Here is a 14,803-nt window from a genome sequence, read left to right on the forward strand (position 1 = left end):
TATCCTCTATGACCGAAAAAGATGGCCGCCAGGCCCACCACGCGGAGAAGGCACCTGCGGGCGCGGTAGACCCCACGGATACCGCCCCCAATGCGGAAGAGAACCGTGTCCCGGTTACCGTCGGCGCGCGCGGCCGCATCGTGCGCGCCTCTCCACCCGCACCGGTACCAGAAAAGCGGCCCAAGCCCTCAGTGCAGAACACGACTGTTCCCCCTGAGGAAGATAAGTCCGCGCTGACTGGCCGCAATGCGGAGATCGAGGCCTCCAATCAGGACGTGATCCGCGCGACGGGAACGATGGCCATTGCCACGCTGCTCTCGCGCATCACCGGCTTCCTGCGGCAGATGCTTATTGGCGCCACCCTTGGTGCCACGGTGGGAACGGCCTTCAGTAGCGCCAACCAGATCCCCAACCTGGTCACCGAAATCGTGCTGGGCGCGGTGCTGACCTCACTGGTGGTTCCGGTCTTGGTGCGCGCGGAGAAGGAAGACTCGGACCGCGGCGAAACCTTCGTCCGAAGACTTTTTACCCTGGCGTTTTCCATCCTGGGCATCGTTACCATCCTCTCCGTTATCTTCGCACCATTATTAACGAGGATGATGCTGCCTGAAGATTCCAAGGCCAATGCCGTCCAGGCAACATCATTGGCCTTCTTGCTCTTGCCGCAGATCCTTTTCTACGGCCTTTTCGCCCTCTTCCAGGCGGTCTTAAATACCAAGAATATCTTCGGCCCTGGCGCCTGGGCGCCGGTGATCAATAACATCATCTCCATCAGCGTCCTGCTGGCTTATCGCTTTTTGCCGGGCCGCCTCGACCCGCACGAACCTACGCCGGTGGCGGATCCACACATCATGCTGCTGGGTCTGGGCACCACCACTGCAGTGATTGTGCAGTGCTTGATCCTTGTTCCGTACCTGAAAAAGGCCGGCATCAACCTGCGCCCGAAGTGGGGCCTCGATGCCCGCATCAAACAATTCGGCGGCATGGCGCTGGCCATTATTACCTACGTGGCCATCTCCCAGCTGGGTTATGTGGTCACCTCCCGCGTGGCGGCGTATGCCGATGCCGGTGCGCCGCTGGTGTACCAGAACGCGTGGCTGATGCTGCAGGTGCCCTATGGCGTTATCGGCGTGACCTTGTTGACCGCCATCATGCCGCGGCTTTCGCGCAATGCCGCCGATGGCGATGTCGATGCCGTGGTACGCGACCTCACCTTGGGTACCAAGCTGACCTTCATCGCGCTAATCCCCATCGTCATTTTCATGACGGGCTTCGGCGTGCCCATTGCTCGCGCCCTGTTCCAGTACGGTGCCTACGGCGCGGATAGCGCAGAGCAGCTCGGCCTCACCATCAGTTTTTCTGCCTTTACCTTGATACCCTATGCGCTGGTGCTGCTGCACCTGCGCGTTTTCTACGCTAGGGAAGAGGCGTGGACGCCCACCTTCATCATTGCCGGCATCACCCTGACTAAGGTCGTGCTGACCTTGCTGGCGCCGTTGATGACCAGCAACCCGGACCGAGTGGTTATCCTCCTCGGTACCGCCAACGGCTTTGGCTTTGTCTCCGGTGCGGTCATCGGCGGCTTCCTGCTCAAGCGCAAACTGGGCAGCCTGGGAGGCAAGGCCGTAACCCAAACGGTCCTTTGGTCCGCCGGCGCCGGCGCGGTCGGCCTGGTTGTGTCGTGGGCGCTGTACTGGCTCATGCAATTGGTCTTGCCGGAGCAACTGCCTTCGATCGTCTCGCTGGTCAAGGTCGTGGCGCTGGGCATCGTCTTTGTGATTATCACCGGGCTCGTCCTGTCCAAGTCCTCCCTGCCTGAGGTGCAGAACCTGGCCCGCGCCCTCCAGCGCATCCCGGGGATGTCCCGGTTCATCACGGTGGACAGTTCCAAGGCCATCGAGGTCGAGGAACCAGACCTGCAGGAAATCCAGCCGGTCTATACGCAGGATTCCTTCAATGCCACCTTGGTGCCGCCACCGATGTCCGCCGGTATCGTCCGCGGCCCGCGCTTGGTCCCCGGCGCCCCTGTCTCGGACGGCCGCTTCCGCCTCCTGCAGGATCACGGCGCTGTATCCGGCGCCCGGTTCTGGCAGGCCCGCGAACAATCCACCGGCCGCCTCGTGGCGCTGACGTTCGTCGATACCAATACCCAGGCGCCCATCGCACCATCGACGCCCACGGTCTCGGCCCGCCGCTCCGCCGAAATCTCCCGCAATACGCGGCGTTTGGCCGAGCTCAACCTGGAGACCATGGCGGATAATATCGAGATTTTGTCCTACCGCACCGGCTGCCTGGTGGTGGCGGACTGGTTTGAGGGCACCTCCCTCAAGCAGGTGGCAGAGGCAGATAACCTCGACCCCAATTCCGTCGCCCGCGCTACCGCGCCGCTGTTTGCCGATGCCGCCACGGCCCACGACGCCGGCCTCATCCTCGGCGTGGAACACCGCGACCGCTTCCGCGTATCCACCTCCGGCATCGTCAAGGTTGCCTTCCCCGCAGTGCTGGATGGGACGTCTGCAGAAAGCGACCGCGAGGCCCTCAGCTCCGCGCTAAGCATGCTGGTCGAATCCACCGAACCATCGCCGAAGAAGCTGCGCGATATTTCCGATGACGCCAATCTCACCGCCGACGAGGCCGCAGAGCGACTCGAAGCAGCACGGCTGGCCTTCGATGCCGCGGATGCAGAAACCCGCGAAGAAAAGTTGGAAGAGCTGCAGGAGGCGGAGGGGCTGACCTCGGCGGGCATCGCCAAGCGCCTGCGTGAATTCGCCCCAGAAGAACAGGAAGAAAAGACGGAGGCCCTCCCCGTGGTCGTTGAAGATGAACCCTCGCAGGAAGAGGATCCGAAGCAAGAACCAGGCTTTGGTGGCCGCGGTTACTCGGGTTCCGGCGTCGTGGTCATCGGCATTTTCGCCACCATCTTCGTCGTGGGCATGGCAGCGCTGACGACGTGGGTGATGTCCCTGCTCAGCGATGTGGAAAAGACCGGTTCCGTTACCGAAACCGTGCAGGGCTCCACGATGATCCCGAATACCCCGCCGGTGCACCTCAAGGAATCTTCCGCTATTACGGTGCCAGACGGCGAGGATAATGAGCAGCTTATCGATGGCAAGACGATCACCACCTGGTCCACGAAGGAAACCGGTTCAGGCGTGTTACTTACGCTGGATAACCCGGCCCACCTTTCGGTCATGACCGTGACCCACACCAGGTCCAATGGCGCGCACTATGACATCTACGGCGTCAACAAAGACGATTTCGATCCGGAACACCCGCAGCTGAGTTCCCTTCCCAAATTGGCGGAGGGCAAGTTCAAGCACGCAAACGAGGATTTAGAGTTGAAGGAGACGCCCCAGAAATTCGATGCCGCGCTCATAGTCATCACGGATCTGCCTAAGTCAAAAGAGGTTACACTGGGGGAGGTCCAGCTTGTGGGCCATCCTTAATACCGAGGTCAGCGGGTTGGAAAAAGAATTTTTACTTCAAGGCTTGACTAAAGTGCGTAGTCGAGTATCGTAGTTGGTGTTACATCAACAACAACGTTAGGAGAATCAATTATGTCCCTCGCAGCAGGTACCTACACCATCGACAAAGAGCACACCGTTATCGGCTTCGTTACCAAGCACGCCATGGTCACCAAGGTGCGCGGCAACTTCGGTGAATTCGAAGGCACCATCAACGTCGCCGAGAACATCGCGGACTCCACCGCAGAGGCCACCATCAAGGCTGACTCCATCTCCACCGGCAACGAAGACCGTGATGGCCACGTAAAGAACGAAGACTTCTTCAACGTGGAGGAGTACCCAGAGCTTTCCTTCACCACCACCAACGTCAACGTTGATGAGGACGGCAACGGCACCGTCACCGGTGACCTCACCATCAAGGGCACCACCAAGTCTGTCGACCTCAAGGTTGAAGAGGTCGCTACCGCTGAGGACCCATTCGGCAACTTCCGTCTGGGCTTCGAGGCACAGACCAAGATCAACCGCAAGGACTTCGGCATCGACTTCAACGCTCCGCTCAAGACCGGCGGCGTCCTCGTTTCTGAAGACATCAAGATCGAGCTCGAGGTTTCTGCCATCAAGCAGTAATCGCACTTCTTTGAAAACCTTGGGTTCTCACAGCCCCCTGGTTACCAACCACTAAAGCCCGCGCCGCCTCGCCGCCCGGCCGCGGGCTTTAGTCATATTCCCTGCCCAAGGCTTTCAAGCCTGCGCCCGCGCTAGGGTGGCACGGGCCCATACCAGAGCAAACTCACCCTTCCTCTGCTCCTAGCATGCAATAATGATGGTGTACACCTCCCTTAGGTACGCGGATTTGATGTGTGAGTCTGCGCCTACGCGAATGATCGAGCAGATCTTGATTGCCGGGACGAGACGCAAGGAGAACACCATGAAAAAGGCCACTACTTCACGGGGCCTCACCTACGCATCGCTGGGGATATTAGCGTTCTCCTCGTCTCTGTGGGCTATGTACATGCAAGACAATGCATTTGCGATTATTGGCCTGCTTTGTGGAACGGCGGTCACCGCGTGGCAGATTCATCACTATAAGGCGACGATTCCACTTGCCGTTGATTCCATTGCGATAACTTTCGGGATTGTGTCAGCTGTGGGCTTTGCGCTCAGGGAGAGCCTTTCAAGTTCCGCAATGGCATCGTTTAGCTATGCCACGGCTGGCGCATTGATCGTATACCTTATTTTCGCTATTGATCGTATACCTTATTTTCGCTGCTATCGCGATTATCGAATCTCGGGAAAGTGAGAGCTGAGCCCGGCAGCACAACACTCCATTTATCGTTTTCACATCCGATATCTCGTTAAATCTCTCACTGCGGTAACTATAGTTTCTAACTATGACGACACAACGCGATAAAACCCAGCACGAGCTGCTTCAGGAGCGCGCCGCAGCAGTAGACCTGTGGGCATACCACCTGCACCTGGACTTATCTCAGGTGAAGGAAAGCCCCACGTTCGGCGCGACGAGCCGCATAGAGCTCACCACCACCGAGCCCGAGCTTTTCGTGGACTACTTGGGAGAATCGGTAGAGCAGGTAACGGTTAACGGTCAGGCGCAGGACGTCGATTTTGATGGCAGCCTTATCCGCCTCCACGGGCTACCGGTGGGGGAGGAGCTGACGATTGAGGTCACTGGCGCCTCGCGCTACTCGCGCACGGGCCAGGGTTTGCACCGCATGCACGACCAGGCCGATGACGCGACCTATCTGTACTCGCACCTCGAGCCTTCCGATGCCCGCCGCATCTTCCCCTGCTTTGAGCAGCCGGACCTCAAGGCGCCGTTCCACGTCACCATGACCGCGCCGAAGGACTGGCAGATCCTCTCCAACCAGCCGGAGGCTGAGCGCGAGGAGCACGGGGACAATGCTACGGTCCGTTTTGCGCCCACCCCGCCGCTTTCTACATACCTCACCTCTTTTGCGGCTGGGCCATATAAGTATCAGGAGCGCACCTGGATCTCGCCGGATGGAGGTCACTCCGCGCAGCTGCGCGCCTTTGCCCGCGCCTCCATGTTTGAGTATTTAGACGAGGAAATCCTGGAGCTTACCGCGCAGGGCATGGACTATTTCCACGAGAACTTCGGCTTTGCCTACCCTTGGGGCAAGTACGATTCCATCTTCGTTCCGGAATATAACCTCGGCGCGATGGAGAACCCGGGCCTGGTGACCTTCACGGAAAGCTATATCTTCCGCTCTAAGGCCACGCGCAGCCAGAAGGCCGCTCGCGCAAATACCATTTTGCACGAGATGTCCCACATGTGGTTCGGCGATCTTGTCACCCCGCAGTGGTGGGACGACCTCTGGCTCAAGGAGTCCTTTGCCGAGTTCATGGGCGCCGATGCCTCCGTGCACGCCACCGCCTACGAAGAGGCCTGGGTCAACTTCGCCGGCCAGCGCAAAAACTGGGCTTACCTGCAGGATCAGCTTCCCACCACACACCCCATCAAGGCCGAGATCCCAGACGTGGATGCCGCGCGCCAGAATTTCGATGGCATTACCTATGCCAAGGGCGCGGCGGTGCTCAAGCAGCTCGTGCACTACGTGGGACGCGATCACTTTTACGCGGGTGCGCGGGATTACTTCCAGGAGCATGCGTTTGCCGCGGCCACCTTCGATGACCTGCTCACGGCCCTGAAAAAGCACACTGACCGTGACCTCGATTCCTGGTCAAAGGCGTGGCTGCGCACCTGGGGTCCGGACACCCTCACCCCGGAGCTGCACACGGAGGGAGAGAAGATTACCGAGCTCGCGGTGAACGCCGAGGCCGAGGATACGACCCGCCCGCACCGCCTGAGCGTGGCGCTTTTTGATGCCCGCCTGAACAAGTACCGCGAGTTCGACATCGACCTTCCCACCGGTGGTCACCGCACCATCGTGGATGAGGCAGCGGGGGAGAAGGCCCCGGCATTGCTGCTGCTTAACGATGCCGACCACACCTACACCAAGGTCCGTTTCGACGATGCTTCGCTTGCCACCATCAAAGATCACCTCTCCGAGGTCCAGGATGGGCTCAGCCGCGCGGTCATCTGGACCTCGCTGTGGAACCTCACCAGGGACGGGGAGTGGACTGCGGAGGAGTACGTGGGGGTCGTCGCCAAGCACGCGCCCGCAGAGACCAATGCCACGCTGCTGACCACCGCCTACGGCAATGCGCACTTTGCCATCCAGCACTATGTGGCCGAAGACCGCCGCGAACAGGTGCGCGCCGAATTCGCCGATGCGCTGTGGGAACAGCTCGGCACTGCGGATCCAGGCTCCGATGCGCAGCTCATTCTGGCCCGCACCGCCATTGCCGCGCTGGCCGCAACGCCTAAGGCCTCCGGAACCGAGCGCCTGCGTGACCTGCTCGCTGGCACGGTGGAGGGCCTGCGCCTCGATCCGCAAATCCGCTGGTCCATCCTGCGCGCCCTGGCCGCCCGCGACGCCGTCGAACTGGCTGAGCTGAAAGCAGAAAAGCAGCGCGATAATACGCTGACCGGCGCCGCCGAATTCTTGGGCGCTAGCCACGCCTTCCCCACGCCGGAGACCAAGCGGGCCGCCTTCGATAGCGCGCTGACGCCAGAGGAATATTCCAATGCGGAGGTCGATGCCCTGCTGGCAGGCTTCAATGCCCCACGCTCGGCAAAGCTGCAAGAAGATTTCGCCGAAGAGTTCTTCCGCCGCGTCGAAGACATCTGGGATAACCACCCGATAGAGATAGCCAACCGGCTGATCCGCGGCCTCTACCCGGAATCTTCCATGGCGGAGTCCGCTACCACGGATCTCCTGCACAAGGATCTGCCGGGTGCGCTGCGTCGCGTGCTTCTGGAGTGCCGCGACCACCTGCGCCGCACCCTGCGTGTGCGCGCCCAACAATAGAAGGTCAATAAACTGTACCGCCGCCGGTTAGCGCCGGCGTTCTCCTCGGGTCACAATTGCTTTAACACTTGTTGATCCGGGGGGAATCTACAGATGCCATTAAGTCCTGACCACAGCGACGAAGAATTAGTTGATGCTTTTATCGAGGGGGATAATAAAGCCTTTTCCGCCATCGTGGAACGCCACCGCAAGCGGCTGACCACCGTGGCGCGGCGGTATACAAGGAATGAATACGATGCGCAGGATGTCGTGCAAGAAGCCTTCCTGCGCGCTAGCTGCAATCTGCATAACTACCGGCGGGAATCGGCCTTAAGCACGTGGCTACACCGCCTGGTGAAAAACACCGGCTACGACTATTTAAATCACCGGGCTAATAGGGAAAACGCCTCGCTCGATAGCGATGATTTTGCCGATGATCGCAATCCGCTGCTGGCACACAACCCATCCGAAAATCTGGCGGAACAACTCGTCGTCCGCGAGGCCATGGAACTTTTAAGGCAAGATCAGCGCGAAGCACTCATGCTTACCGATGTCGCCGGATTTCGCGTCAACGAGGTCGCCACCGCCCAGGGCGTAAAGCCTGGGACCGTTAAATCTCGCCGGGCACGCGCCCGGGAGGTACTGCGCGAAGCCATCGGCTAGTTGCGCGGCCCAGGTCAGAAAACTTAGGTGCTGCGCTACATCTCGATATCGCATCATTCTTGCATCAATTTCGCAGCCGCTAGCCTTTGCAATATGAACGATTCGCAATCTGGCGGGTAGACTCTTGACGTTACGCAAAATGACACTGTGATTTTAGGGAGTTAGCAATGACCGTCCACGATGTTGCCATCGTAGGTTCCGGACCTGCCGGTTATACCGCCGCGCTTTATGCCGCTCGTGCTGAACTCAGCCCCATTGTATTCGAGGGATTTGAATACGGTGGCGAATTAATGAACACCACCGAGGTGGAGAACTACCCAGGCTTCCAAAAGGGCATCATGGGCCCAGAGCTCATGGAAGAAATGCGCGCACAATCAATCCGCTTTGGTGCGGATCTGCGCATGGAAGTCGTCGACTCCGTCGAGTTGGAGGGCGATATTAAAAAGCTCCACGTAGGTGACGAGGTTTTTGAAGCCCGCACGGTAATCCTCGCCACCGGCGCCGCACCGCGCCACCTTGGTATTCCCGGCGAAGAAGAGCTCTCCGGCCGCGGTGTTTCTACCTGCGCTACGTGCGATGGCTTCTTCTTCAAGGGCCACAATATCGCCGTCATTGGCGGCGGCGATTCCGCTATGGAGGAAGCTACCTTCCTGACCAAGTTCGCGGAGTCTGTCACCATTGTCAACCGCTCCGAAAACTTCCGCGCCTCCAAGATCATGTTGGACCGTGCCCAGGACAACGAGCAGATTAAGTGGGAAACCAATAAGGTTGTCGAGCGCGTGCTTGAAGATGACGGCAAGGTCGGTGGCCTAGAGCTCAAGGACGTTGAGACTGGGGAAACCTCCACCTTGGACGTGACTGCCATGTTCGTTGCCATTGGCCACGATCCGCGTTCGTCCTTCCTCAACGGCCAGGTCAAGCTCAATGACAATGGTTACGTTGAGGTTGATCAGCCCTCTACTAAGACCTCTCTGCCTGGCGTTTTCGCTTGCGGTGACTTGGTAGATGACCATTATCAGCAGGCCATCACCGCTGCAGGTTCCGGCTGCCGCGCTGCCATGGATGCGGAACAATTCTTGGCTGCAAACCGTTAGATTCAGTATGAGTAACGTCAAAAAGGTAACCACTGAAACATTCCGTTCTGATGTCATCGAGGCGGATAAACCCGTCGTCGTGGACTTCTGGGCGGAATGGTGCGGGCCATGCAAGAAGCTGTCTCCGATCTTGGAAGAGGTAGCAGATGAGCTCGACGGTGAAGTCACCATCGCCCAGGTCAACGTCGATGAAGAACGAAACCTCGGCGCCATGTTCCAAATCATGTCCATTCCAAATGTATTGATTTTCAACAATGGCGAAAAGGTCGACGAGTTTGTGGGCCTGCGTTCTAAAGATGACATCGTGGCGCAAGTGAAAAAGCAGCTATAGCTGTTACTCTTGTTACTAAAGTTACCGAGTAGGAAATCTGCCATGCGGCCTAAAGTCCTAGGCCGTGGAAGGGGTGAAAGGCGTGAATCGCGTTCTTCGGGTTGGTGATTCAAGTGTGCGCGTAGCTGAAGCTCGCGCCACCTTGGCTCGCCTTGGCCTCTTATCAGATTTCACGGGCGAACTATCTGCCTGGAAAAAGCAGAAGTACTCCGAGACTGATAAGACCTTTGATGCCGATCTCGCTGAAGTGCTCAAGGCATTCCAGCAATCGCGCGGCATCCTCCCAACGGGAGAGATCGACGATCTGACCCTGCGCGAATTGCGCCAAGCCTCTTATACCCTGGGCAGCCGCGTATTGAGCTATGAACCCACCAATCCATTGGTGGGCGATGACATTTCGCAATTGCAGCAACAACTGCAAGAGCTCGGTTTCTATCAGGATCGCGTCGATGGTCATTTTGGCCGCAATACCCACGCTGCCTTAACCGAATACCAGCACAATTGCGGGCTGCAGGAAGATGGCGTGTGTGGACCGGCTACCATTCGCGCACTCAGCTTGCTTGGCCGCCGCATCACCGGCGGTTCGGCGCACAATATTTTGGAGCGCGAGCGTGTGCGCAATGCCGGGCCAAAGCTAGCGGGCAAGCGCGTGGTCATTGACCCTGCACTAAGTGGCCGGGACTCCGGCTTCACGGTCAAGGGCCGTTTTGGTGATATTTCTGAGCAAGAAATCCTCTGGGATCTCACCCAACGCATCGAAGGCCGAATGATCGCCGCCGGCATGGAAACCATTATTTCGCGCCCCCGCACCGATGATGCGGACGTGCAATCCCGTGCCGAGCTAGCCAATGCCTTTGATGCCGATATGGTCATCTCTTTGGCGTGCGATTCTTATCCCAACGAGAAGGCCCACGGCGTAGCCACGTTCTACTTTGGTTCCGAATCCGGAAACTCCTCACTCATTGGTGAAACCCTTTCCGGCTTCATCCAGCGTGAAATCGTGGCGCGCACCGATCTGCAGGACTGTTCTAACCACGGCCGCACCTGGGATCTTTTGCGCCTGACGCAGATGCCGGTTGTTCAGATCTTTTTGGGTTACCTCACCAATCCTGAGGACGTCAAAATTCTTACCAACCCGAAGCGCCGTGACGATATTGCAGAAGCAATCGTTATCGCCGTCAAGCGCATGTACCTCATGGAGCAGGACACCGCCATTACCGGTACCTACAAATTCTCCGAGCTTCTTCAAGCGGAGCAGGCTTAGCCTGCACAAGCTGGAGCGCACAGAGCGGACTTAATCACTGGCCGCTGCGCAAGATTAACTGCGTTATCTTGCACCAATAGAATTCATTCGATTAGTATCAGTCCAAGCTATTGATATCTACTAATTGAATGGATTCCTATAATGGGCAGCTCAACCTCCGCCCCAATTTCCAGAAAAGAAACGCGCCGCGTAGTAGCTGCCACCACAATCGGAACCGCGATTGAATGGTACGACTACTTTCTCTATGCCGCCGTCGCCGGCCTAGTTTTTAACCAGGTAATGTTCGGCCCCTTAGAAGGTGGGGTAGCCAGCATCGTCTCCTTCGCCTCCGTGGGCCTATCCTTCCTTTTTCGCCCACTTGGCGCCTTCCTAGCGGGCCATTTTGGTGACCGTCTTGGCCGCCGCCTCGTCCTCATGGTCACCCTTTTTGCCATGGGTGGGGCCACCACTTTAATTGGCCTCCTGCCTACCTACGATACGGCGGGAGTATGGGCTCCCATCCTGTTGATTTTCCTCCGCATCATTCAAGGCATCTCTGCCGGGGGAGAATGGGGTTCCGCGGTACTGCTTGCAGTTGAACACGCTCCCAACGATAAGCGCGGCCTCTTTGGCGCTGGGCCACAGATCGGAGTCCCCATCGGCCTGCTGATGTCCTCTGGCGTGCTTTCCATCATGAATATCATCGCCCCAGGGCATGCCTTCCTTGAATGGGGTTGGCGCGTGCCGTTCTTGCTTTCCTTCGTCCTAGTCATCATTGGCTATGCCATCCGCATCGGCGTGGATGAGTCACCGGTCTTTCAAGAGATCTCAGATAATAAGAAACGCGAGGCGGCAAACCCCATTGGTATCTTGTTCAAGCGCTATTTTCCGCTTGTCCTCGTCGCGGCCCTAGTTTTTGCAGGTAACGGCACCGTGGGCTATATGACCACCGGTGGCTATATCCAAAATTACGCCACCAACCCCGAGGGTCCGGTCTCGCTCGCGCGTGGCGATGTCCTCAATGCCGTCACGCTATCGGCCTTCACGTGGCTCATCTTTACGCTTTTCGCTGGCTGGTTATCGGATTATATCGGGCGCCGCACGACGTATCTCGTCGGATTTGTCATTCAAGCGATCGGCGCTGCGGCCCTTTTCCCGCTGGTTAATACGGCGTCCCTGGGATTGCTTTATTCCGCCCTCATCTTCCTGACGGTTGGGCTCGGCTTAACCTATGGTGCGCAATCTGCCATGTATACAGAGCTTTTCCCAGCATCCATTCGCGCTTCGGGCGTATCGATTACCTATGCCATCGGCTCCGTTCTCGGCGGTGCCTTCGCCCCGATGATCGCGGCCTCGTTGGTAGAAGCAACGGGCACGACCTTTGCGGTATCCGTATATCTTGTCTCCGCAAGCATCGTCGGATTTATTGCAGCCCTACTCCTGCGCGAGCGCAAGGGCATTCCGCTGGGCGCCGAACATGAGGAAGAACAAGCCAAGGGCCACTTCATCTTTTCTAAAAAATAGTGCCCTCGCTCTAAAGAGGAGGGCACTAACTTTGCGAATGTGGCAGGCAGCTGGGGAACCTGCCACAGGAGCAGGTTATTTATCCCGCTCCATCAGCGCCATGATGCGCTCGAAATCTTCTTGGTCGCCGAACTCTACGACCATTTTGCCCTTGCGCTTGCCCATGGTCACGGTGACCTTAGTATCGAAGCGATCCGAGAGGCGCTCGGCCGAGTCGGTGAAAAATTGCGGCTGTGGTACTTGGGACTTCTTCTTATTCTCTGCGGGTTTCCCGTCGCGCTTATATAGCGTCACGGCTTCCTCGGTGGCACGCACGGACAAGCCCTCCGAAATTACCCGGTCCGCGATGTAGTCCATCGCTTCCTTATCGTCGAGGCCCAAGATAGCGCGCGCGTGACCGGCCGAGAGGGTGCCTGCGGCAACTCGCTTCTGCACATCCACCGGCAACCGTAGCAGGCGGAGCATATTGGTCACCTGCGGGCGCGAACGGCCAATGCGGTCCGCTAATTCGTTCTGGGTTACTTCAAACTCTTCTAGAAGCTGCTGATAAGCGTGTGCCTCTTCCAAAGGGTTGAGCTGAACGCGGTGGATGTTTTCCAGCAGGGCATCGCGCAGCAGATTGTCGTCTTTGGTGTCGCGCACGATGGCCGGGATAGTGGCCAAGCCAGCCTTGGAGGAGGCGCGCCAACGACGCTCACCCATGATGAGCTCGAATCCGCCTTCCTCGGAGGGGCGGACCACGACCGGCTGTAGGAGGCCGAACTCGCGGATGGAGTGAACCAGCTCGCTGAGCTCATCCTCATCAAAAACGGTGCGCGGCTGTTTGGGGTTGGGGACGATGTCCCCCACGGAAATCTCGCGGTAAGTCGCACCGATTGCTGCAGGCGTAGCTTGCCGCTTCTTGGAGGACTTGGACCCAGAGCCCTGTTGGATGGTGGGAGCGCCCTTTACGCGCTTCTCGCCGCGCGCCTTGCGCTCATTACTTCCCGTGGAATTTCCCAGGATAATATCTGCGGCGGAATCACCCAGCCGTGGTTTGCGGGTGGGTGCGTCGGGGCCGGACGGGATGAGAGCGGCTAGGCCTTTGCCTAGGCCACCTTGCTTTTGTTCTGCCATGAAATCCTATCCTTCCAATTCCGCATAAATTTCGGGGCTCACGCCAATCGCTCCCGTGGTGGGATGCGGGCGATAATCACCGCGCCTGTTGAGCTCGCGAGCCGCAGCGAGGTACGCCCGTGCGCCGGTGGACGAAGGGGCGTAATCAATGACCGTAGTCCCGTAACCAGGCGCCTCTGAGACGCGCACTGAACGCGGGATGACGTTGCCCATGACAACGGCGCCAAATTGCTCGCGGACGTTATCGGCCACATCCTCGGCCAAACGTGTACGTGCATCATACATGGTAAGGAGCACCGCAGAGATATGCAGATCTTCATTGAGGTGTTCGCGAATCATCGTGATATTGCCCAGTAACTGGCCCACGCCCTCCAGTGCGTAGTACTCACACTGGATAGGGATGATGACTTCTTCTGCACATGTCATGGCATTGATTGTCAGCAAACCCAAAGATGGCGGGCAATCAATAAAGACGTATTCAAAGCCGTGTTCTTCTAGGAACCCGTTATGGAGGGCATCGTAAAGCCGAAATTCGCGGCGGACGAGGGACACCATCTCAATTTCCGCGCCGGCAAGATCGATGGTCGCGGGGATGCAATAAAGGTTGGAATTATGCGGGGAAGCCTGCATAGCCTTTTCCGCAGTGCAATCGCCCAAGAGCAATTCATAGCTGGAATCGGTTCCTGAGCTATGTTCCGCGCCCATGGCGGTCGATGCGTTTCCCTGGGGGTCAAGGTCAATGACCAATACCTTCTTGCCTTCAGTAGCAAGGGCTGCGGCCAAGTTGGCGGCGGAGGTGGTTTTACCTACGCCGCCCTTCTGGTTAGCAATGGTGATAAGGCGCGGATTAGTCATGCCGTCTACTTTAGTTCACGCGCGGGACACGGATAATCGTGGTTCCGTGAACGGTCGTGACCTCGGCCTTTCCGCCGCCGGCCTTCTTAATATCTGCGGCATCGCGCTCCAACTCTTCGTGTACAGAAGAACCTTTCAGCGCAATCATTTCCCCGCCTTTGCGCACTAGGGGAAGCGACCACTTTGCCAGTTTTCCCAGGGGAGCTACTGCGCGGGAGGTCACGACGTCCGCGCCGGCCACTGCCTTTTTAATGGGACCTTCTTCGGCGCGCCCGCGCAGCACGGTGACATTATCTAACCCCAGCTTTTCGGTTACCTCGTTGAGGTAGTTATAGCGCTTCAAAAGCGGCTCAATGAGCGTGATGTGCAGGTCTGGGCGAGCGATGGCCAGCGGAATGCCGGGCAATCCGGCGCCAGAGCCGACATCGATAACCGTGGCGCCTTCCGGAATGACTTGTTCAATAACTGCGCAGTTTAAGATGTGGCGCTCCCATAGGCGCGGTACCTCGCGCGGGCCGATAAAACCACGAGTGGACCCGTCTGTAGCGAGCGAATCGTGGTATTCCTGCGCAAGCGGCAGGCGAGAGCCAAATACTGCAGACGGGTCCATCTCGGACACTATG

At 58.2% G+C, this 14,803-nt stretch carries 12 protein-coding genes; 9 read left to right on the forward strand and 3 right to left on the reverse strand.

The window, feature by feature from the left end; translation table 11 throughout:
* Nucleotides 1-8: 8 nt before the first annotated feature.
* From murJ to QP891_RS06825, 9 genes are all read left to right on the forward strand, one after another.
* On the forward strand, nt 9-3,446 hold the full coding sequence (gene murJ / locus QP891_RS06785) for a murein biosynthesis integral membrane protein MurJ (RefSeq protein WP_284770792.1): 3,438 nt from the start codon (nt 9-11) through the stop codon (nt 3,444-3,446).
* 111 nt (nt 3,447-3,557) lie between these two features.
* Nucleotides 3,558-4,091 carry a YceI family protein gene (locus tag QP891_RS06790; protein WP_023024584.1) on the forward strand — a complete coding sequence of 178 codons (534 nt, stop codon included), beginning with the start codon at nt 3,558-3,560 and terminating at the stop codon, nt 4,089-4,091.
* 301 nt (nt 4,092-4,392) lie between these two features.
* Nucleotides 4,393-4,764, forward strand: coding sequence for a hypothetical protein (locus QP891_RS06795; protein WP_284770791.1), 372 nt, complete (start codon nt 4,393-4,395; stop codon nt 4,762-4,764).
* A gap of 91 nt (nt 4,765-4,855) precedes the next feature.
* Complete coding sequence (gene pepN, locus QP891_RS06800) at nt 4,856-7,375, forward strand: aminopeptidase N (protein ID WP_284770790.1); 2,520 nt, start codon at nt 4,856-4,858, stop codon at nt 7,373-7,375.
* A 93-nt stretch (nt 7,376-7,468) separates the two neighbouring features.
* Nucleotides 7,469-8,017: an RNA polymerase sigma factor gene (locus QP891_RS06805; RefSeq protein ID WP_005275963.1), complete on the forward strand. Its 549-nt coding sequence runs from the start codon at nt 7,469-7,471 to the stop codon at nt 8,015-8,017.
* Between the two features lie 167 nt (nt 8,018-8,184).
* A complete protein-coding gene (gene trxB / locus QP891_RS06810; protein WP_284770789.1) occupies nt 8,185-9,111 on the forward strand; it encodes a thioredoxin-disulfide reductase in 927 nt (308 codons plus the stop codon).
* Between the two features lie 7 nt (nt 9,112-9,118).
* A complete protein-coding gene (gene trxA / locus QP891_RS06815) occupies nt 9,119-9,442 on the forward strand; it encodes a thioredoxin (RefSeq protein ID WP_005280453.1) in 324 nt (107 codons plus the stop codon).
* Between the two features lie 82 nt (nt 9,443-9,524).
* The gene (locus QP891_RS06820; RefSeq protein WP_034659476.1) at nt 9,525-10,706 is read left to right on the forward strand and encodes an N-acetylmuramoyl-L-alanine amidase; all 1,182 of its coding nucleotides are present in this window, start codon (nt 9,525-9,527) and stop codon (nt 10,704-10,706) included.
* A gap of 141 nt (nt 10,707-10,847) precedes the next feature.
* Nucleotides 10,848-12,209, forward strand: coding sequence for an MFS transporter (locus tag QP891_RS06825; protein WP_284817007.1), 1,362 nt, complete (start codon nt 10,848-10,850; stop codon nt 12,207-12,209).
* 75 nt (nt 12,210-12,284) lie between these two features.
* Here QP891_RS06825 and QP891_RS06830 read toward each other — a convergent pair whose 3' ends face one another.
* The 3 genes from QP891_RS06830 to rsmG are packed head-to-tail and all read right to left on the reverse strand — an operon-like array spanning nt 12,285 to nt 14,790.
* Nucleotides 12,285-13,325 carry a ParB/RepB/Spo0J family partition protein gene (locus QP891_RS06830; RefSeq protein ID WP_284770786.1) on the reverse strand — a complete coding sequence of 347 codons (1,041 nt, stop codon included), beginning with the start codon at nt 13,323-13,325 and terminating at the stop codon, nt 12,285-12,287.
* Between the two features lie 6 nt (nt 13,326-13,331).
* Nucleotides 13,332-14,180 (reverse strand): ParA family protein, encoded by an 849-nt coding sequence (locus QP891_RS06835; RefSeq protein ID WP_023024597.1) that lies wholly within the window; start codon nt 14,178-14,180, stop codon nt 13,332-13,334.
* Between the two features lie 10 nt (nt 14,181-14,190).
* Entirely contained in the window at nt 14,191-14,790 is a 600-nt protein-coding gene (gene rsmG / locus QP891_RS06840; RefSeq protein WP_034659477.1) for a 16S rRNA (guanine(527)-N(7))-methyltransferase RsmG, read from the reverse strand.
* Nucleotides 14,791-14,803 lie beyond the last annotated feature (13 nt).

Origin of the sequence: Corynebacterium sp. MSK310 (assembly GCF_030227355.1) — a bacterium.
GTDB lineage: Bacteria > Actinomycetota > Actinomycetes > Mycobacteriales > Mycobacteriaceae > Corynebacterium > Corynebacterium rhinophilum.